The sequence below is a fragment of the Prosthecodimorpha hirschii genome, assembly GCF_001305515.1.
GTDB lineage: Bacteria > Pseudomonadota > Alphaproteobacteria > Rhizobiales > Ancalomicrobiaceae > Prosthecodimorpha > Prosthecodimorpha hirschii.
In genome coordinates this window covers 934,391-953,066 of sequence record NZ_LJYW01000001.1, presented here as the reverse complement: position 1 = coordinate 953,066, position 18,676 = coordinate 934,391, and the positions used below count along the sequence as shown (strand labels likewise).

General features: G+C 70.5%; 16 protein-coding genes. 8 read left to right on the top strand and 8 right to left on the bottom strand.

Annotation, left to right across the window (positions count from 1 at the left end; all coding sequences use genetic code 11):
• Positions 1-1,452: a DUF1501 domain-containing protein gene (locus ABB55_RS04085; protein ID WP_054357677.1), complete on the top strand. Its 1,452-nt coding sequence runs from the start codon at positions 1-3 to the stop codon at positions 1,450-1,452.
• Between the two features lie 339 nt (positions 1,453-1,791).
• On the opposite strand, the gene ABB55_RS04080 is transcribed toward ABB55_RS04085, so the two are convergent.
• On the bottom strand, positions 1,792-2,244 hold the full coding sequence (locus ABB55_RS04080; RefSeq protein ID WP_054357676.1) for a cupin domain-containing protein: 453 nt from the start codon (positions 2,242-2,244) through the stop codon (positions 1,792-1,794).
• Between the two features lie 199 nt (positions 2,245-2,443).
• Here ABB55_RS04080 and ABB55_RS04075 point away from each other — a divergent pair, with 199 nt between their 5' ends.
• Positions 2,444-3,778, top strand: coding sequence for a lipopolysaccharide biosynthesis protein (locus tag ABB55_RS04075; protein ID WP_054357675.1), 1,335 nt, complete (start codon positions 2,444-2,446; stop codon positions 3,776-3,778).
• Positions 3,779-3,946: 168 nt separating this feature from the next.
• Here the strand turns inward: ABB55_RS04075 and ABB55_RS04070 are convergent, their stop codons facing one another.
• Complete coding sequence (locus ABB55_RS04070; RefSeq protein WP_054357674.1) at positions 3,947-4,234, bottom strand: phosphopantetheine-binding protein; 288 nt, start codon at positions 4,232-4,234, stop codon at positions 3,947-3,949.
• Positions 4,235-4,560: 326 nt separating this feature from the next.
• Between ABB55_RS04070 and ABB55_RS04065 the strand changes: the two genes are divergently transcribed.
• The 4 genes from ABB55_RS04065 (at position 4,561) to ABB55_RS04050 (ending at position 9,611) form a co-directional block, all read left to right on the top strand.
• Complete coding sequence (locus ABB55_RS04065; RefSeq protein WP_420848223.1) at positions 4,561-5,799, top strand: acyl-CoA dehydrogenase family protein; 1,239 nt, start codon at positions 4,561-4,563, stop codon at positions 5,797-5,799.
• A 52-nt stretch (positions 5,800-5,851) separates the two neighbouring features.
• A complete protein-coding gene (locus tag ABB55_RS04060) occupies positions 5,852-6,781 on the top strand; it encodes an amino acid--[acyl-carrier-protein] ligase (RefSeq protein WP_054357673.1) in 930 nt (309 codons plus the stop codon).
• A gap of 650 nt (positions 6,782-7,431) precedes the next feature.
• A complete protein-coding gene (locus tag ABB55_RS04055) occupies positions 7,432-8,430 on the top strand; it encodes an Ldh family oxidoreductase (protein WP_054357672.1) in 999 nt (332 codons plus the stop codon).
• Complete coding sequence (locus ABB55_RS04050; RefSeq protein WP_054357671.1) at positions 8,427-9,611, top strand: mandelate racemase/muconate lactonizing enzyme family protein; 1,185 nt, start codon at positions 8,427-8,429, stop codon at positions 9,609-9,611. The genes ABB55_RS04055 and ABB55_RS04050 overlap by 4 nt, the downstream gene beginning before the upstream one ends.
• Positions 9,612-9,653: 42 nt before the next feature.
• Here the strand turns inward: ABB55_RS04050 and ABB55_RS04045 are convergent, their stop codons facing one another.
• From ABB55_RS04045 to ABB55_RS04035, 3 genes are read right to left on the bottom strand one after another with little or no spacing between them, the layout of a single operon-like run.
• Complete coding sequence (locus ABB55_RS04045; protein ID WP_054357670.1) at positions 9,654-10,388, bottom strand: SDR family NAD(P)-dependent oxidoreductase; 735 nt, start codon at positions 10,386-10,388, stop codon at positions 9,654-9,656.
• On the bottom strand, positions 10,381-11,769 hold the full coding sequence (locus ABB55_RS04040; RefSeq protein WP_054357669.1) for a class I adenylate-forming enzyme family protein: 1,389 nt from the start codon (positions 11,767-11,769) through the stop codon (positions 10,381-10,383). Before ABB55_RS04040 ends, ABB55_RS04045 begins: the two co-directional genes overlap by 8 nt.
• On the bottom strand, positions 11,753-12,001 hold the full coding sequence (locus ABB55_RS04035; RefSeq protein WP_054357668.1) for a phosphopantetheine-binding protein: 249 nt from the start codon (positions 11,999-12,001) through the stop codon (positions 11,753-11,755). The genes ABB55_RS04040 and ABB55_RS04035 overlap by 17 nt, the downstream gene beginning before the upstream one ends.
• A gap of 77 nt (positions 12,002-12,078) precedes the next feature.
• Between ABB55_RS04035 and ABB55_RS04030 the strand changes: the two genes are divergently transcribed.
• Entirely contained in the window at positions 12,079-12,963 is an 885-nt protein-coding gene (locus ABB55_RS04030) for a GNAT family N-acetyltransferase (protein ID WP_054357667.1), read from the top strand.
• A 90-nt stretch (positions 12,964-13,053) separates the two neighbouring features.
• On the top strand, positions 13,054-14,733 hold the full coding sequence (locus ABB55_RS04025) for a thiamine pyrophosphate-binding protein (protein ID WP_244471963.1): 1,680 nt from the start codon (positions 13,054-13,056) through the stop codon (positions 14,731-14,733).
• An 83-nt stretch (positions 14,734-14,816) separates the two neighbouring features.
• Here the strand turns inward: ABB55_RS04025 and ABB55_RS04020 are convergent, their stop codons facing one another.
• From ABB55_RS04020 to ABB55_RS04010, 3 genes are read right to left on the bottom strand one after another with little or no spacing between them, the layout of a single operon-like run.
• A complete protein-coding gene (locus tag ABB55_RS04020) occupies positions 14,817-15,584 on the bottom strand; it encodes an SDR family NAD(P)-dependent oxidoreductase (RefSeq protein ID WP_054357665.1) in 768 nt (255 codons plus the stop codon).
• A 34-nt stretch (positions 15,585-15,618) separates the two neighbouring features.
• Positions 15,619-17,214 (bottom strand): class I adenylate-forming enzyme family protein, encoded by a 1,596-nt coding sequence (locus ABB55_RS04015; RefSeq protein WP_054357664.1) that lies wholly within the window; start codon positions 17,212-17,214, stop codon positions 15,619-15,621.
• Between the two features lie 10 nt (positions 17,215-17,224).
• On the bottom strand, positions 17,225-18,193 hold the full coding sequence (locus ABB55_RS04010; RefSeq protein WP_054357663.1) for an amidohydrolase family protein: 969 nt from the start codon (positions 18,191-18,193) through the stop codon (positions 17,225-17,227).
• Between the last annotated feature and the right edge of the window lie 483 nt (positions 18,194-18,676).

Here is an 18,676-nt window from a genome sequence, read left to right as displayed (position 1 = left end):
ATGTCGGATGATCATTTCCCCGCCGTCGATCCGCGCATTCTTCGGGCCGCCGCGGAGGGCTGCACGGAATCCCGCATCCTGATGAACCGCCGCCACATGCTCGGCGTCTCGGCCGGCTTCTTCGCCTGGGCCTTCGCGCCGAAATTCGCCGTCGCCGGCTCGGCGACCGATCCACGCCTGCTTCTGGTCATCATCCGCGGCGGCATGGACGGGCTCAACACGGTGGTGCCGTTCGGCGATCCGAACTACGCGGGCCTGCGCGGCGGCATCGCCATGCCGGCGGCGAGCACCATCCAGCTCAATTCCTTCTTCGGCATGCATCCCTCGCTGACCACGCTCGGCAGCCTCTACGGCGCCGGACAGGCCGCGGTGGTGCATGCCACCTGCACGCCGAAGCGCAACCGCTCGCATTTCGATGCGCAGGACAATCTGGAGACCGGGCTGCCGGCCGACGGCAACACCACCAACGCGACCGGCTGGCTGAACCGGCTGCTGACCGCCCTGCCGAGCGGCGACCCGATCCGCGTCGGCGGCGCGGTGCAGGTCGGCGAGGCGCCGGTGGTGCTGCGCGGGCCGGCCCCGGTGCTCGGCTGGTCGCCGACCTGGTTCGAGCATGTCAACCAACTCACGACCAACAACCTGCTCGGGGTCTACGACGCGGTCGATCCGGGCATGGCCGGCTACCTGCGCCGCGGCCTGACCGCCGACGCGCTCGCCGAGGCGGTCGATCCCAATGGCGGCAGCGAGGATATCAGCCAGTTGCGCAAGGCCTTCCGGGGCGCGGCGCGGATGATGCGGGTCGATACCGGGCCGCGCATCGCGGTGCTCTCGGTCGAGGGCTTCGACACCCATGTCGACCAGGGCGGCGCGACCGGGCAGCTGGCGACCCGGCTCGCCGAACTCGACGGCGGCATTGCCGACTATCGCACCGAGATGGCCGAGGCCTGGGCGCAGACGGTCGTCGTCTGCGTCACCGAATTCGGCCGCACCGCCGCCGTCAACGGCAATCTCGGCACCGACCACGGCGTCGGCACGGTGGCGCTGCTCGCCGGCGGCGCCGTCAACGGCGGCAACGTCTTCACCGACTGGCCGGGCCTCGCGCCGCAGAATCTCTACGAGCAGAGCGACCTCAACCCGACCACCGACCTGCGCTCGATCTTCAAGGGCGTGCTGCAGGACCATCTCGGCGTGCCGAAGACCCTGCTCGACGAGACCATCTTCCCGTCGAGTGCGGCCGTGCCGGTGCTGCAGAACCTGATCCGGTCGCCGGCCTCGGCCGACCAGATCGCCAAGAGCCCGCTGGTGACCGCGACCGCCAAGACCAAGGCGCTGCGCGGCAAGATGCAGGCGGGCTGGTCGGCGCCGACCCGGCCCGTCGATGCCAAATCCGCCGCGGGCCGGCGCAACCTCGGCGGCATCGCCAAGTATCGTCAGGCATTCCCCGAGGCTTGATACCGACGGTCATGGAATGATCGTCGGCATTCGATGCGCGAATGTCTCAGGCTTTCTGGCCTTTATGAGAAATTCGCGTGGCTTCAACGGCCCGATGCGTCGGCATCCCGGGCCGTCGGCATGAGGTGACGCGATCCGACGATCGGGTGCGCGCGCCCGGTCGTCGCCCGGTCGTCTGCAGACTGCTGGCGGGTTGCGCCGCTCCCGGGCGTCGGCCGCGCCCTGACCCCTCGCCCGCAGCCGCGCGGCAACCCCAAAGCAGAGCGGCCGGATGGGGAGACCCATCCGGCCGTCTTTCCATCGTTCTATGCATCGTTCGGGCGGCCGGCGCGCGGCGCGTCAGCGGGCTTCCTGCAGGGAACCGCTCGGCGTGCCGCTGCCGCCGATCATGCGGCGCAGCTTGCCGGCGACCTTGATCGCGAAGCCGACGAAGCCCGGGACGGTCCGGCGGAAGAAGGCGAGCTTGCGCACCTTCTTCTCGACATGCCAGCGGGCGACGGCGCCGCGCTTGAAGAAGATCACGTCGCCGGCGCCGAGCCGCTGCGGCGCCATGCCGTCGGCCTCGATGACCACCGAGCCCTCCAGGAAATGGATGGTCTCGTCGACATCGTAGTGCCACTCGAACCTGCCCTCGGTGCATTCCCACACGATCGTCGAGGCGGTGCCGTCGGCGCTGGTCGACAGGATCGCGTTCGAGGCGACCGGATTGCCCTCGAGAATCCAGGACGGCTCGATCGGAGAGGGCCGCAGCGGTCCGTCCGTTCGGGAAACGACAATCAACGGGTTGCTCATCGCGCTATCCTCAACAGGCTGAACGCACCAGGACTGCGCGCCGGCGCCTTAAGGCCGAATGAGCGGGCATGCTGATCGTGGCGTAAAGGTTAATTCTTAGTTCTGTATCGTGTCGAACTGTAACGATGCTCTCGTCTGGGCTGAATTCTTAATGCCAGGCCGCTAGATTGACCGGAACGTCTACACCTCGGGTGCCTCCTTGATCAAATCCCTCCTCACGGGTTCGGCCGGATTGTTCGCCATGCGCATTTCCGGCGCCGGCGTGGGTTTCCTCACCCAGATCATGCTGGCCAAGACCCTCGGCAGCCATGATCTCGGCATCTTCTATTCGGCGACCTCGCTGGCGACCGTCGCCGGCTTCGTCACGTCGATCGGCTATTCGCAGATCGCCTACCGCTTCTCCGCGCGCTACCGCGACGCCTCGAAGGCGCGGCTGTTCAAGGCCTTCGTGTCGCGCGCCATGTTCGACGGGCTGGCCTGCTCGGTCGCCGCCGCGATCCTGGTCGTGCTTGCCTGCATGCTGGTGCCCGATCTCGACCCGACCACCCGGGTCGTCTATGCGGTCGCCGGCGCGACCATCGTTCCGGCCGCGTCGCTGGTGCTGAACACCAACCTGGCCGGCGCGATGCGCTTCTTCGGCTGGTGCTACGTGCCCGACGGCCTGGTCCGTCCCATCATCTTCCTGGGGCTGATCGTCGGCCTGGAGGCCTTCGTGCGCCGGCCGACCGGCGGCGAGGTGATGATCCTCTTCTCGACGCTGGTCACGGTCACCGCCCTGGTCGTCTTCCGGGCGCTGCAGCCGCATCTGCCGGCCATCACCCTGCCGCGCCCGGAGGAGCGGCGGCTCGGCCAGCGCTGGCGGCGCGAGGCGCTGCCGCTGGTTCTGCTGTCGCTCTACACCAACACCTTCGCGGATGTGGCGATCCTGTTCGCGACGCCGTTTCTCAGCCAATCCGACATCGCCGTCTTCGGCGTCTGCCTCAAACTCTCGCTGCTGGTCGGCTATTTCGTGCAGATCGCCCAGCAGATCGCGATCCCCGATCTGGCCGATGCGCGCGGCAAGGGCGATCAGGCCGGCATGCGCCGGGCCGCCCGGCGCTCCATCCTGCTGCCGCTCGCCTTCACCAGTGCGGCGGTGCTCGGCTGCTTCCTGCTCGGCCGGCAGGTGCTCGGGCTGTTCGGGGCCGAATTCGGCATGGCGCGCGACGTGCTCGTCATCATGGTGGCGACGCAGGTCGTCCGCGCCATGGCCGGACCGAGCGCCCATCTGCTGACCCTGACCGGCGCCCAGCGCCTCAACGCCGCGCTGTGCACCGGCGCCCTGGTCGCCCTGTTCGCCGCCAATTGGGGGCTCGGGCCGCGCTTCGGGCCGGCGGGCGCCGCCTGGGCGGTGGTGATCAGCTATACCGGCTGGATCGTGGCGACCGCCGTCGTCGTCCGGCGGCTCGGCGAGATGCGCACCGACGTGGTCGCCCTGTTCCTGAGCCGGCAGCCGGTGACCGTCGCGGCGGTGCGCGAGGCGCCGGCGGAGTAGGCCGGCCGCCGCGTCCGGCCGGCGCGGTCCCCGCCGCTGCTGCAGGGCACGGCAGAAAGCCGCCGGGAGCGTCTCCGCGGCGGCTTCGGTCATGGCGGGGATTGCGGTTCGGGAGGACGCTGTTCGAGTGGCCGCCGTCTGGGCAAGCGCCGTCCGGCCGGCGGCCGGTCAGGCGACCTTGGAGAGCGGCTGATCCAGGCCGATGAGGCGGGCCACCATGGCCTCGACGCTGGCGACCGAGCGGAAATTCTCCGGCGTCAGGTCTTCGCGCGGGATCATCAGGTCGAAGCTCGCCTCGACGCCGAGCATCAGATTGACCATGTCGACCGAGGCCAGCCCGGCATCGACCAGCGTGGCGTCCGGATCGATCGCCGCATTGCGGCCGGAGGCGGTCAGGATGGATCCGACCAGCGCCGTCACCTCGTCGCGGATCTGCTCTCTCGAAAATTGCGGCATCCATGCCTCCATTGCGGCCCGGCCGGCCGCCGCAGCGCGCCGGGGCCGATATTTGCGTTCAGGATAGCGCCAATGGAGCGCATGCGGGTTTCAAAGCCGTTGCGTGGCCGCGGCATCGTGAAGATTTCCGGAAATTAATCTTAACGGCTTACCAATTCGAAACATATTCGACAGAAGAGGACCGTTAACCAAGGCAAATCGTGATATCGGCATTCGAGCATTTCATCAGATTTTGGAAATGCCTTTGATCGACAGTGCCTGCGCGTCAAAAGCGAAGTGGGAACGTGAACCGGTCGATCCTCCGAACGACCGGGAGGAGCGAGAATATGACGATCATCAATGTCCGCGAGGCGGAAACCCGCAGTCACATGCCGGTCGGGCCGGCCGCAGCCGGGTTCGCCGATGCGAAGGCCGACCTCGTGCGGCGGACCGCGACGGTGGCGGCGATCGCGGCGACCCATGCCGATGCGGTCGACCGCGAGGCGAGCTATCCGGCGGCCGCCATGGCGGCGGCGCGCGAGCAGCGGCTGCTCGGCGTGCTGGTGCCGCACGAGCTCGGCGGGGAGGGCGCCTCGATCCATGACGTGATGGAGATGTGCTACACGCTCGGCCGGGCCTGCGCCTCGACCGCGATGATCGTCGCCATGCACCATGTCAAGGTCGCCTGCATCGTGCGCCATGGCCGCGGCCATGCCTGGATGGAAGGCATGATGCGCCGCATCGCCCGCGACCAGATGCTGATGGGCTCCTCGACCACCGAGGGCAACAACGGCGGCAACGTCCGCTCCAGCGCCGCGCCGGCCGAGGTCGCCGACGGCCGCTTCCATCTCGTGCGCGACGCCTCGGTCATCTCCTACGGAGCCGAATGCGACGGCATCGTCACCACGGCGCGCCGCGCGGCCGATGCGGCCGGCTCCGACCAGGTGCTGGTCGTGATCGCCAAAGAGGACTACACGCTGACCCCGACGCAGGGCTGGGACGTGATGGGCATGCGCGGCACGCGCAGCATCGGGTTCAAGCTGGAAGCCTCGGGATCCGCCGAGCAGATCGTCGCCGAGCCCTACGACCGGGTCCACACCCAGACCATGGTGCCCTTCGCGCATCTGACCTGGGGCTCCGCCTGGACCGGCGTCGCCGCCGCGGCGGTCGAGCGGACGCAGAAGTTCCTGCGCAAGGTCGCGCGCGGCAATGGCGGGCAGATGCCCCCCGGTGCCCGCCATTTCGGTCTCGCCAAGGCCTCGCTGGCCCGGGCGCGGGCGCTGCTCGCCGCCAATGCCGATCGCTATGCCGGCATCTACGAGGACGAGCGCGCGCTCGCCTCGCTGGAGTTCCAGTCGGCGATCGCCGGCCTCAAGGTCGACGTGTCCGATCTCGCGGTCGAGACCGTGATGGCCTCACTCAGGGCCAACGGCCTGTCGGGCTATCGCAACGACGGCGAGTTCAGCGTCTCGCGCCATCTGCGCGACGTGCTCTCCGCACCGATCATGATCCACAACGACCGCGTCGCCGCCAACATGGCCACCGCCAACCTGATGGCCGAAGTCGCGCCGAGCCTCCGGGCCTGACCCCGATGGCCGACCGTCCGATCCGCCTTTCGACCGCCGAGGGTTCCGTCCGATGAACATGATCGCCCCCAAGGGGTTTGCCTGCACGCCCGCCGACCCGCTCGATCCGCTCGCCGACGTGCTGTTCCACAAGATGGGCGCGGACGGTGTCTATGCCCGCACGGCGCTCTACGAGGGCATCGTCGAGAAGCTGGCGGCGCTGATCTCGGGCCACAGGGAAGAGGGCACCGAGGTGTTCCGCTTCCCGCCGGTGATGAGCCGCAGCCAGCTGGAGAAGTCCGGCTATCTGAAGAGCTTCCCGAACCTGCTCGGCTGCGTCTGCGCGCTGCACGGCACGGAACGCGAGATCCTCGACGCCGTCACCCGCTTCGATCGCGGCGGCAGCTGGACCGACTCCCTCTCGCCCGCCGACCTCGTCCTGTCGCCCGCGGCCTGCTATCCGGTCTATCCGATCGTCGCCGAGCGCGGCGCCCTGCCGGCCGGCGGTCTGGTCTTCGACGTGGCGGCCGACTGCTTCCGCCACGAGCCGTCGAAGCATCTCGACCGGCTGCAGTCCTTCCGGATGCGCGAATATGTCATGATCGGCGCGCCCGACGATGTCGCGGCCTTCCGCGAGCGCTGGATGGAGCGGGCCCAGGGCATCGCGCGCGATCTCGGCCTGACCTTCCGGGTCGACACCGCCTCCGATCCCTTCTTCGGCCGCGTCGGTCAGATCAAGGCGGTCAGCCAGGTCCAGCAGGCGCTGAAGTTCGAACTGCTGGTGCCGCTGCGCTCGGAGGAAAGCCCGACCGCCTGCATGAGCTTCAACTATCATCGCGAGCACTTCGGCGTGACCTGGGACATCAAGGACGCCAACGGCGAGCCGGCCCATACCGGCTGCGTCGCCTTCGGCATGGACCGCCTCGCGGTCGCCCTGTTCCACACCCACGGCACCGATCTCGCCCGCTGGCCGGAGAGCGTGCGCTCGCTGCTCGCCCTCTGACAGGCTGCCGGGAAGCATGCCGAACCCGCCATTCTGTCGTCCCCGGGCTTGTCCCGGGGATCCAGTGCGAAGGCCAAGTCCTTGAAAAGTCTGGGTCCCCGGGACAAGCCCGGGGATGACAGCGTTCGAATGGCCCGCTTCCGATCGCGCTGCGACGCGCTTTTGGCGACCGTCTGAGGGGCGCGGAGACCCTCCGAGGGTTGCGGCGAGCCGGTTCGAGACGACCAAGGACGCGGGTCCGGCCGGGTGGCCGGGCCTGCGTTTTGCTGTCGGGCGACGGGATGTGTCCGGCGGCGGGCCCGACGCCCGCCGGCCGCATTCCTGAATGGCGACCGGCGCTTGATCTGGCGGGATCATCCGGTCCAAACTCGGCCGCGATCGAGGGGTGCGCGAGGCATCCCGGGATGCAGGGCGATCCTGCAAGTTCATGATCGGTCGACCCTTGCGGCAATGACCTGCCTGTCCGGACGTGGCCAGCCTCCCGACCCTCGACCGACCCGACAGCCTGCCGGTCCGGGCGGTCGCGTCGTGATGCACCACGTCGTGATGCACCGCGTGGGGAAGGATCCGCGTCGCGGCGCAGCCGGAGCCCCGGCCGGGCACAGGTCGGCTCGGCGGGCGCCGCCGATCGCCAACCGTGAGGCCGCCTGATGGCGCGGCTCAGCCTTCAGGCCATCGAGACCCTGGCGCGGGACGCGCTTTCCGCCTGCGGGGCGGACGAGACCGCGGCGGCCGCCGTCGCGCGTTCGATCCGGCGGGCGGAGGCCGACGGCATCGGCAGTGTCGGCCTCGGCTATCTCGGTACCTATCTGGGTCATCTGAAGTCCGGCAAGGTCGACGGCCGCGCCGTGCCGGTGGTGACGGTACCGCGGGCGGGCGCGGTTCTCGCCGATGCCGGCCACGGTTTCGCGCATCCGGCCTTCGACAAGGCCCGCCCGCTGCTGGCGGCGGCGGCGCGGGCGAATGGCTGCGCCACGCTGGCGATGCGGCGGTCCTATTCGATCGGCGTGCTCGGCCATCCGGTCGAGGATTTGGCGCTGGACGGGCTGATCGCGCTGGCCTTCAGCAATTCGCCGCCGAATGTCGCGCCCTGGGGTGGGCGCAGGCCGCTCTTCGGCACCAATCCGCTCGCCTTCGCCGTGCCGCGCGCCGGCCGGGAGCCCCTGGTGATCGACCTGGCGACCAGCCAGGTGACCAAGGTGACACTGACGGCGGCCGCCCGCGCCGGCCGGCCCATCCCGCCGACCTGGGCCTTCGATGCGCAAGGCCAGCCGACCACGGATCCGGCCGCCGGTCTCGCCGGCTCGATGGCGCCGATGGGCGGCGCCAAGGGGGCGGCGCTGGCGCTGATCGTCGAGATCCTGGCGGCCGGCCTGACGGGGGCGAATTTCTCGCAGGACGCCTCGCCCTATGCCAAGTCCGACGGGCCGCCGCCGGGTGTCGGGCAGTGCTTCGTCGCCTTCGATCCCGCCGCCTATGCGCCCGGATTCGAGGCGCGGCTGGAGGCCCTGGTGGCGTCCATTGTCGCCCAGCCGGGCGCACGCCTGCCCGGAGACCGCCGCCTGGAGGCCCGCCAGCGGGCCGAGACGGACGGCGTCGATGTCGACGACGCGCTTCTCGCACAGATCAGGACGATCCAGGCCTCATGAAGATCACAGCCATCCGCGCCACGCCGGTCAACATCCCGCTCGAGGCGCCCTATCTCTGGTCCTACGGCTCGCTGGCGGGCTTCTCGAAGACCATCGTCGAGGTCGAGACCAGCGACGGGCTGGTCGGGCTCGGCGAGGGCCCGTCGCCTGCCAATGCGGCGGTGATCGCCAACAGCTTCGCGCCGCGCCTGATCGGGCGCGATCCGATCGACATCCAGGCCTGCGAGACGCTGTGCCTGCCGTCCTGGCGCGGCGTCTATACCGATGTCGACTTCGCCAGCATCCGCGCCTTCGGGGCGATCGAGATGGCGCTCTGGGATCTGCGCGGCAAGGCCTGGGGTCGGTCGTTGTCGGACCTCTTCGGCGGCCGCGTGCGCGACGCCATCACGTTCACCGACTATTTCGCCTTCCGCGAGGCCCGGGATGGCGTCGGCGGCGAAAGCGATCCGCAGGCGGTGCTCGACTACTGCCTCGGCCAGCGGGAACGCTTCGGCACCACCATGTTCGAGGGCAAGCTCTCCACCGCCGACCCGAAGCCGTCGATCGAGACGCTGGCGCTGCTGCGCGAGGGGCTCGGCCCGGAGGCGGTGCTGCGCATCGATTCCAACAAGGCCTATTCCCTTGCGACCGCGACGCGGATCGCCCAGGCGATCGAACCGCTCGGCATCCGGTCGTGGGAAGACCCGGTCGCCACCTTCGAGGACATGGCGAAGCTGCGCCGCCACACCGCGATTCCCTTCTCGGTGCACACGCCGGACCTGCGCCGGGCGGTGGCGCTCGGCGTGCCGGACGCCTTCTGCACCGACGTGAACGTCCATGGCGGCATCGGCCGCACGCTGAAATTCATCGCCGCCTGCGAGCAGATGGGCCTCGATTTCTGGTGCTATTCGGGCGATTCCGGCATCGCCAGCAGCGTCTACCTGCATCTCGCCGCCGCCTTCGACCATATCCGCGAGCCGTCGCAGTCGCTGTTCCACATGCAGCCCTTCGACGTGATCGAGGAGGGGCCGCTGCGCCCGCGCAACAATCTGGTCCCGGTGCCGACCGGTCCCGGCATCGGCGTGACGCTGTCGCCGGACCGGCTGGCCTTCTGCCACCGCCACTTCGTCGACAACGGCCCCTTCAACAAGTTCCACGACCCCGACCGCCCCGACCGGTTCCGCCGCCTGCCGCTGTCGTGAGAGCGAGGCCCGGCGCGCCGGGGGATCGAGGCTGCGCCGCGGTCAGGCGGTGTTGCCGGCATCCACGGTCATGACCGTGCCGGTGATGTTGCGGCCGCCGTCGCCGAGCAGGAATTCGACGGTGCGGGCGATGTCGTCGGGCTCCGGCAGGCGCCGGAGCGCGCTGCGGCCGGCGATCTTGGCGCGGCCGTCCTCTCCCATGCCGCGCGTCAGTTCGGTGGCGACGAAGCCCGGCGCGACCACGTTGACGGTGATGCCCATCCGGCCGACTTCGCGCGACAGCGAGCGGCTGAAGCCTTCCAGCGCCGCCTTGGTGGCGCCGTAGACCGAGAGGGCGTGATAGCCGGTCGCGCCGATGATCGAGCCCATATTGACGATGCGGCCTTCGCCGGCCGCCAGCATGTGGCGGACGACATATTTGGTCAGCACGATCGGCGCCTCGACATTGACCCTGAGGAGCTCCGCGATCTGGCTCTCATACATGGTCGCGAGCACGCCCTCCGTGCCGATACCGGCATTGTTGACGAGCCCGTAAAGCGCGCCCACCTCCTTGCGCAGGTCGCGCACGAAGGCCGGGATGGCGGCGATCTCGTTCATGTCGAGGGCGCGGAACCGGATCGGCCCCGCGCCGGCGACCTCTGCGGCCGCAATGGCGGCGGCGAGGTCGTCGCTTTCGCGCCGCGCCGTGGCGACGACGCCGTAGCCCTCCGCGGAGAGGCGGCGCACGATCGCCAGGCCGATGCCGCGGCTGCCGCCGGTGACCAGGACATTACGCAACGTTGCGCACCAGCTTGCCGGAGGGAGCGACCTCGATCGCGGGGACGATGGCGATCAGGGCCGGGATCTTGTGGCCGGGCAGCGTCTCCCGGCAGCCGGCCAGGATCTCCGCCTTGAGGCCGGCGACCTCCGAGGGGTCGGCCGGTCGGGTCAGCACCACGTCGGCGACGACGATCGAGCCGGTGATCGGGCTCTTGCGCGCCTTGACGCGGGACATGCGCACCAGCGGATGGCGGTTGATGGCCGCCTCGACCTCCTCCGGGTGCACCTTCAGGCCGCCGACATTGATGATGCCGCCGCGCCGGCCGACGAAGTGGAACCGATCGCCGCGCTGCTCGACCATGTCGCCGGTGTCGACGAAGCCGTCGGCATCCATCAGCGCGCTCGCCCCGTCGCCGACATAGCCGAGCGCGGCGCGGCGGGACCGGATGTGCAGCACGCCGTCGACCACCTTCATCTCGACCGGTCCCGGCCGGCCGACATAGTGGGCCGGAAAGCCCTCCAGCCCGTCGTCGACCGCGAAGCCGACGCCGGCCTCCGTCGACGCATAGGCATGGCCGATCGAGGCATCGGGGAAGGTCTGGCGCAGGCCGTCGAGCACCGCCTGGTCGGCGATCTCGCCGGAGAGCCGGACATAGCCGGGCCGGAAGGCGCCGATCGCCGAACTCATCAGCGCCTTGCGCCAGTGCGACGGCGTGCCCGAGATATGGGTGACGCCGCAGCGGACCAGCCGGGCGATATGTTCGGCGAGATCCTCGCCGGGCGCGGACAGCACCAGCGACCCGCCGGCGATCAGCGCGCGCAAGAGGATCTGCAGGCCGCCATAGCGGCGGATGTCGTAGAAGGTCGCCCAGACCGGGGCGGCCGCGGCCGAGGGCGCATCGCCGCCGATGGCGCCGGTCAGCGCGTCGAGCGTATGGGCGACGATCTTCGGCCGGCCGGTGGTGCCGGAGGTCAGCATCAGCCATTCGGTGGCGACCGGCGGCCGGTCCGGCCGCGGCGCCGGGACCGGCGGGACGTCCGGCACCAGGACGGTGCCGACGCCGAGGGCGCGCCAGGCGTCCGGATCGTCGGTGGCGACGGCATCGATGCCGGCATCCTCGATCACCGCGGCGCGGTGCTCGGCGGCGAGATCGGGCGGCGCCAGCAGGATGCGGCGGGCGAGCCCGTCCAGTTCGACCAGCGCCATGGCGGCGGCGAGCTGCGTCGCGGTGGCGATCAGCACCGAGCGGCCGGCGAGATCGCCCGCCCGTCCGCCCAGGATGGTGCCGCCGGCCATGGCGGCGAGCGTCACCGTGCGCGACGCATCCGACAGGCTGCGTTCGGCGAGCCGCTGGCCGAGGCGGGCGACCAGCGGCCGCGGCTCAGGCTGCGACGGCATGGTCGTAGGACCGAATGAAATCGCCGAGGGTGACGGGGAAATAGGCCTCTTCGGACGCCGAGAAGGGGTCGATGCCGAGCTTGTCCTCCAGTCGTGCGACCAGGATCGCAAAGCACAGAGAATCCAGGCCGGATTCCAGGAGAACCAAGTCGTCGGACAACGGCTTCAGAGTCTTGTTGTGGTCCGCCGCGATCTCTTCGATCAGGTTAGTAATCGTTAACCGTGACGACATTTCCTGCACCCCCGTTGGCGGTTCGAATACGACTGGACGATAGGCTGAAATCCTAAATTTGAAGTGACTTCGGGCCGATGGAAAAGCAAAGCACTACGGATACTCGGGTCCGCTGCCGGCCGATCGGGGATGCCGACATCGAGGCGGTCGCCGATCTGCTCGCGCGCGGCTTCGCACCCCGTCCGCGCGCCTATTTCCTGGACGGGCTCCGGCGACAGGCCGGCCGGGCGGTGCCGGACGGGTTGCCGCGCTACGGCTACCTGCTGGAGACCGGCGGCGTCCCGGTCGGCGCCGTGCTGCTGATCTTCACGGATCGGTCCGGCGAGGCCGGTCCGCGCTGCAACATCGCCAGCTGGTATGTCGATCCGCCCTATCGCGGCCATGCGGCGATGCTGTCCTCGATGGCGCTGCGCAACAAGCAGGCGACCTATCTGAACGTCACGCCCGCCCCGAGCACCTGGCCGATCCTGGAGGCGCAGGGCTACCGACGCTATTGCAGCGGGCTGTTCGCGGCCGTTCCGCTGCTGTCGCTGAACGGCGCCGGCCGGCGCGTCGAGACGGTCGCCGCGGGGACGACGGCGGTCGCCGGGCTCGACGAGGCGGAGGCGCGGCTCCTCGGCGATCACGCCGGCTATGGCTGCCTGAGCCTGGTGGTGCGCGGGCCGGACGGGCCGTCGCCCTTCGTCTTCCTGCCGTTCCGCATGCGCAGCGGCCGCATTCCGCTGCCGGTGATGCAACTCGCCTATTGCCGCAGCGTCGAGGATTTCGTCGCCGCCGCTGCGCCCCTCGGGCGGGCGCTGGCGCTGCGCGGCCGGTTCGCCGTGCTGATCGACGCGGTCGGCCCGGTGCCGGGGCTCGCCGGCATCTATACCGAGCGGCGCGGCCGCAAATACGTCAAAGGACCCGGCGAGGCGCGCCTCGCCGACCTGACCGATACCGAACTGGTGATCTTCGGGCCGTGACCGATCCGGCCCCGCCGATCCGATCCACGACCTGCCCCATGGCCGCCCCACGACCTGCCGACAATGACCCGCCGACCGGGAGACCGACCCATGCATGCCCCGCTACAGACCCGCACCGCCGCCGAGGCCCTGGTCGCGCAGCTCGTCGCCAACGGCGTCCGTCATGTCTTCTGCGTGCCCGGCGAAAGCTATCTGGCCGTGCTCGATGCCCTGGTCGACAGCGGCATCACGGTCACGGTCTGCCGCCACGAGGGCGGGGCGGCGATGATGGCCGAGGCGGTCGGCAAGGTGACCGGGCGGCCCGGCATCTGCTTCGTGACGCGCGGCCCCGGCGCCACCAACGCCTCCGCGGGCGTGCATGTCGCCCAGCAGGATTCCACGCCGATGATCCTGTTCGTCGGCCAGATCGAGCGCGCCTTCCGCGAGCGCGAGGCCTTCCAGGAGATGGACTATCGCGCCGTCTTCGGCAGCATGACCAAGTGGACGACCGAACTCGACGACCCCGACCGGACGCCGGAGATCGTCAGCCGCGCCTTCTACACCGCCACCGCCGGCCGGCCCGGCCCGGTCGTGATCGCGCTGCCCAAGGACGTGCTGAAGGAGCGCTGCAGCGCCCCCGACGTGCCCGCCTGCGCACCGGTCGAGACCGCGCCGGGTGCCGAGGAGATGGCCGAACTCGCCGGGCTGCTGGCGCAATCCGAGCGGCCGCTCTTCGTGGTCGGCGGCAGCCGCTGGACGGAGGCGAGCCGGGCCGCGATGCACGAACTGGCCGAGGCCTGGGGCCTGCCGGTCGCCAATTCCTACCGCCGCGCGACCCTGTTCGATCCGCTCTCGCCGGTCTTTGCCGGCGATCTCGGCCTCGGCCCCAATCCGAAGCTGATCGCGCGCGCCAAGGCGGCGGACCTGATCGTGCTGGTCGGTGGCCGGCTCGGCGAGATCCCGTCGCAGGGCTATACGCTGCTCGACCTGCCGGCGCCGCAGACGAAGCTGGTCCATGTCCATCCGGGTGCGGAGGAACTCGGCCGGGTCTATCGGCCGACGCTCGCCATCCATGCCGCGCCGACCCGCTTCGTGCCGGCGCTCGCCCGTCTCGGCGTGGCGCCGAAGCCGTCCTGGCGGGCCGAGGCCGAGGCCGCCCATGCCGACTATCTCGCCTGGAGCGGCACGGCGACGCCGCAGCCCGGCGACGTCAATCTCGGCGACGTGATGATCTGGCTGCGCGAGAACCTCCCCGACGACACCATCCTGTGCAACGGGGCCGGCAACTACGCCTCCTGGATCCACCGCTTCTACCGCTTCCGCCGCTACATGACGCATGTCGCCCCGGCCTCGGCCTCGATGGGCTACGGCATGCCGGCGGCGGTCGCGATGAAGCGGCTCTTCCCCGATCGCCCGGTCATCTCGGTCAACGGCGACGGCGACTTCCTGATGAGCGGCCAGGAATTCGCCGCCGCGGTGCAGTATCGGCTGCCGATCGTGGTGGTGATCGCCGACAACGGCCAGTACGGCACCATCCGCATGCACCAGGAGCGCGACTATCCCGGCCGCGTCTCGGCGACCGAACTGGTCAACCCCGATTTCGCCGCCTATGCCCGCGCCTTCGGCGGCTTCGGCGCCACGGTCGAGCGCACCGAGGAGTTCCCGGCCGCCTTCCGGGCCGCGGAAGCCTCGGGCTTGCCGGCGATCGTGCATCTGAAGATCTCGCCCGACGCCATCCTGCCGGGCACCACGCTGACCGCGATCCGCGACAAGGCCCTGGCCAGCCGGTGAGGGCCGGGCGGGCGGCGCCCTTCGCGGCCCCGCGGTCCCGGACCGCAGCCGGCGCCGAGGGGGGCGGCCGCCTCTTGGCCCGATCAGCCGAGATAGGCGCCGCCGTTGACGTGCAGGGTCTGGCCGGTGACGTAGCGGCCGGCCGGGCCGGCGAGCAGGCGCACCATGGCGGCGACCTCGTTCGGGCGGCCCGGGCGGCCGACCAGCGGCATCGCCTGCGCCGGCGCGACGCCGGCGCTCGGGCCGCGGCGGGTCTCGATCACGCCGGGGACGACGCAGTTGACGGTCGCGCCCTGGGCCGCGAGGTCGTGCGCCAGCGCGCGGGCGAGGCCGGCGAGGCCGGCCTTGGCGGCGACCACATGGGCGCGCCCGGCCGCGCCGGCATGGCCCGACATGCCGCCGATGACGACGATCGCGGCGCCGTCCGAACCGGCGAGCAGCGGCGCGGCGGCGCGGGCGAGCCAGAAGGCGGCATCGAGATCGACCGCCATCACCTGGCGCCAGTCGGCCGGCTCCAGGTCGGCGAGCCGGGCCGCGCCGCGCAGGGCCGCGTTGTGGACGACGATGTCGAGCCGGCCGAAGGCGCCGACCGCCGCGCGGACCAGATCGCCCGCCGTCTCGGGCCGGGCGAGGTCGCCGAGCGCGAAGGTCGCCCGGCCGCCGGCCGCCCGGATCAGCCGGGCGGTCTCGGCCACCTCCGCCTCGGCACTGCGCGCATGCGCCACCACCGCCGCGCCGGCATCGGCCAGCGCCAGCGCGATCGCCCGGCCGATATTGGCCGAGGCCCCGGTGACCAGGGCGACCCGGCCGGCCAGTTCGCCGCCGAAGGCGATCGGCGTCACGTCGCTCATCGGAACATGTCGCTCATGGGGTGTCGCCCGCCCGTCAGCCGGCCGCGGCCGGCTGGAAGAACTCGGCCAGGCGGTTCTTCTGCACCTTGCCGGTCGTGGTCAGCGGCAGGTCGGCCTCCTTCACGAAGCGGAAGGCGCGCGGCAGCTTGTAGGCGGCCAGTTCGCGCCGGCAGCGATCCATCAGCTGCGCCTCGGTGATCTCGGCGCCCGGCTCGGCGACCACCACCGCGCCGATGATCTCGTCGCGCACCGCATCCGGCACGCCGACCACATAGGCGACCTTGACGGCCGGCTCGGCCATCAGGATCTCCTCGACCTCGGCCGGGGCGACATTGATGCCGCCGGTCTTGATCATCTCCTTCAGCCGGCCGCGGAAGAACAGGAAGCCGTCGGCATCCAGGAAGCCGAGATCGCCGGTGCGGAAATAGCCGTCCGGCGTGAAGGAGGCGCGGTTCTTGTCCTCGTCCTTGTAGTAGCCGATCGTGACGTAGCCCTTCATCTGCACCTCGCCCGGCTCGCCGACGCCGCGCGGCGCGAAGGTCTCCGGATCGACGATGCGCAGGTCGACGCCCGGCAGCGGCCGGCCGACCGAGGCGTAGCGCTTCTCCGGCGGGTCGAGCCGGCCGTCGGACACGGTGCAGTTGCCGTAGGTCTCGGTCAGCCCGTAGATGTGGCAGATCTCCGTGACGCCGAGCTTGATCAGCCGCTGGAACTGCTCCGGCGAGCCGGTCGAGCCGCCCGAGCGCAGGCGGGAGAGGTCGTATTTCGGCCGGTCGGGATGTTCGTCGAGCGCCTGGGCGATGTTCGGCGTGCCGTAGAACAGCGTGCAGCGCTCGCTCTCCAGGATGGCGAGCGCCTCGCCGGCATCGAAATGCTCCTGCAGCACCGTGCAGGCGCCGTGGGTCAGCATGTTGAAGAGCGCATTCTCGCAGCCGAGGCCCCAGTAGAGCGAGACCACCAGCCACAGGCGGTCCTCAGCGGTGACGTGCATCCGCTCGCCGATGTTCCACATGTTCTCGATCAGGCCGAAATGCTGGATCTGCACGCCTTTCGGGGTCGAGGTCGAGCCGGAGGTGTAGAGGAGATAGGTCACGTCGAGCGGCGATATCGCCGCCTCGGCCGAGGCCAGCGCCGCGTCGGGGACGGGACGCCCCCGCGCGAAGACATCCGCAAAGGCGATCGAACCCTTCGGACCGGCCGCGCCGACATGGATGATGGTCTTCAGGCAGGGCAGGCTTTCGGCATGCGGCTCCATCTCGGCCAGCATGGCGACATAGTCGTATTTGAGGAAGCGGTCGGCGACGACCAGCCCGTCGGCATCGGAATGCTTCAGGATGTAGTGCAGTTCGCGCGTCGTCACCCAGGTGTTGACCGCCACCATGATGCCGCCGATCGAGCAGATGGCGAGGTCGGCGACGACCCATTCGGGCTTGTTGCCCATCAGGATGGCGATCCGGCTGCCCTTGCCGAAGCCGAGCGCGATCAGCCCCTTGGCGAAGGCGCGCACCTCGTCGCGCAGCGTCGCGTAGGTGTAGCGGACCGGGCCGGCGACGAGCGCCTCGTGGTCGGGATAGCGGGCGGCCTGTTCGGCGAGCAGGGCCGGAACGGTGCGGCTCGAAGGCATGGGCATCGGGGCGTCCTCAGGCGAGCGAATAGAAGCGGCGGGCATTGGCGCCGGCAATGGCGGCAGCCTCCGCAGGCGTGAAGCGGGTGCCCCAGCGGGCGGCCCGGGCGGGCAGGTCGCGGATGAAGCCGGTCCAGTGCGGCAGTTCCGAGCGCTCGCCGCTGAAGCGCGCCCCGGAGGCCTGGTCGGAGGCGAACAGGATGCGCTCGATGCCGACCAGGCCGCGCCAGGTCGCCAGCCGGGCGACCAGCTCGGCCTCGTCATGGCCGAGCGTCTCGTTCCAGTTGGAGATGTCGAGCACGCAGTTCGGCAGGTCGGCGATCAGTTCGGCGGCGCGCTGCCACCAATGCGGAAAGCCCGCATGGCAGAGCACGATCTTCAGGTCCGGCACCTCGCGCGCCAGCCGCGCGACATGGACCGGGTGGACCGGATTGGCCTCCGAGAAGTCGAAGCCGGCGAACTCGGTCCAGACCCCGGTGCGGGTATGGATCTGCACCGGCACGCCGAGATCGGCGGCGAGCCGCATCAGCGGGCGGAACGCTTCGTCGGCGACCGAGAAGCCGTCCGGGGTGATCTCGCCGATGCCGACGAGGCCGCCGTCGCGGATCGCGCGGCGGACCATGTCGAGATGGCCCGGGCGGCGGTGATCGACGCCGGCATGGCAATAGAGCCGGCCGGGATGCCGCTTCTGCAGCGCCGCGTAGTAGTCGATCTGCGCCTCGACGCCGACCTCGGGCTCCTCGCCGAAGACCGGCGCGCCGACATCGATCATCATGATCAGCGAGGTGGCGACGCCGGCGGCATCCATATTGGCGACGAACTGGTCGCCGTCCGGGTCGACGATGCCGGAGAGCAGTTTCGGCAGGATCATGTCCGGCCGGCGGTCGGGCGCCTTGGCGGCCCAGCCCTCCGCCGCCCGGGTGAAGAAGGCCGGCGGCACGAAACCCGCGCCCCAGACATGCGCATGCGAATCGACGAAATCCACGAGCGGTCTCCCTGCCCGGCATCTGCGGCCGGGTCGTTCCCGGTCGCGAGTGTTGGGCAAGAGCCCGGCGCGGACAACGCCCGCCACGGCTGTCGGCCGGTATAGCAGCTATAGGGCGGCGCGGGGCGGGGTGGGGCGGGGCGGTGCGGGGTGGGGTGGGACGGGGTGAGCCGGTCCCGCCCCGGGCGGCGGATTGCGCAGCGTTTTGCGGAACCCTCCCCAATCTCGCAACGGATCCCCGGCCGGAGCGCCAGCGGAGAGCCGGGGCCTACTCTCACGGCGACTTGCCGCTGTGCTCGGATTCGGAACGCGGTTCTGATGCGGCTGCGAGGCGAGTGGGTCCCGGATCGGCGGCCCTACGGGCCTTGTCCGGGATTGCGGTTTGGGGGGGCAGGGAGCCTCGCACGATGGCCGGGTTCCCCGGCGAGGCCGGGCGGCCCCGCTGCGGTCGGAGCCACAGCCTGGGGCGGCCCTCGATCTCTC

Coding starts and splice junctions, on each gene's coding strand:
- ABB55_RS04085 (WP_054357677.1), top strand. CDS start 1: ATGTCGGATGATCATTTCCCCGCCGTCGATCCGCGCATTCTTCGGGCC.
- ABB55_RS04080 (WP_054357676.1), bottom strand. CDS start 2,244: ATGAGCAACCCGTTGATTGTCGTTTCCCGAACGGACGGACCGCTGCGG.
- ABB55_RS04070 (WP_054357674.1), bottom strand. CDS start 4,234: ATGCCGCAATTTTCGAGAGAGCAGATCCGCGACGAGGTGACGGCGCTG.
- ABB55_RS04065 (WP_420848223.1), top strand. CDS start 4,561: ATGACGATCATCAATGTCCGCGAGGCGGAAACCCGCAGTCACATGCCG.
- ABB55_RS04060 (WP_054357673.1), top strand. CDS start 5,852: ATGAACATGATCGCCCCCAAGGGGTTTGCCTGCACGCCCGCCGACCCG.
- ABB55_RS04055 (WP_054357672.1), top strand. CDS start 7,432: ATGGCGCGGCTCAGCCTTCAGGCCATCGAGACCCTGGCGCGGGACGCG.
- ABB55_RS04050 (WP_054357671.1), top strand. CDS start 8,427: ATGAAGATCACAGCCATCCGCGCCACGCCGGTCAACATCCCGCTCGAG.
- ABB55_RS04040 (WP_054357669.1), bottom strand. CDS start 11,769: ATGCCGTCGCAGCCTGAGCCGCGGCCGCTGGTCGCCCGCCTCGGCCAG.
- ABB55_RS04035 (WP_054357668.1), bottom strand. CDS start 12,001: ATGTCGTCACGGTTAACGATTACTAACCTGATCGAAGAGATCGCGGCG.
- ABB55_RS04030 (WP_054357667.1), top strand. CDS start 12,079: ATGGAAAAGCAAAGCACTACGGATACTCGGGTCCGCTGCCGGCCGATC.
- ABB55_RS04025 (WP_244471963.1), top strand. CDS start 13,054: ATGCATGCCCCGCTACAGACCCGCACCGCCGCCGAGGCCCTGGTCGCG.
- ABB55_RS04020 (WP_054357665.1), bottom strand. CDS start 15,584: ATGAGCGACGTGACGCCGATCGCCTTCGGCGGCGAACTGGCCGGCCGG.
- ABB55_RS04015 (WP_054357664.1), bottom strand. CDS start 17,214: ATGCCCATGCCTTCGAGCCGCACCGTTCCGGCCCTGCTCGCCGAACAG.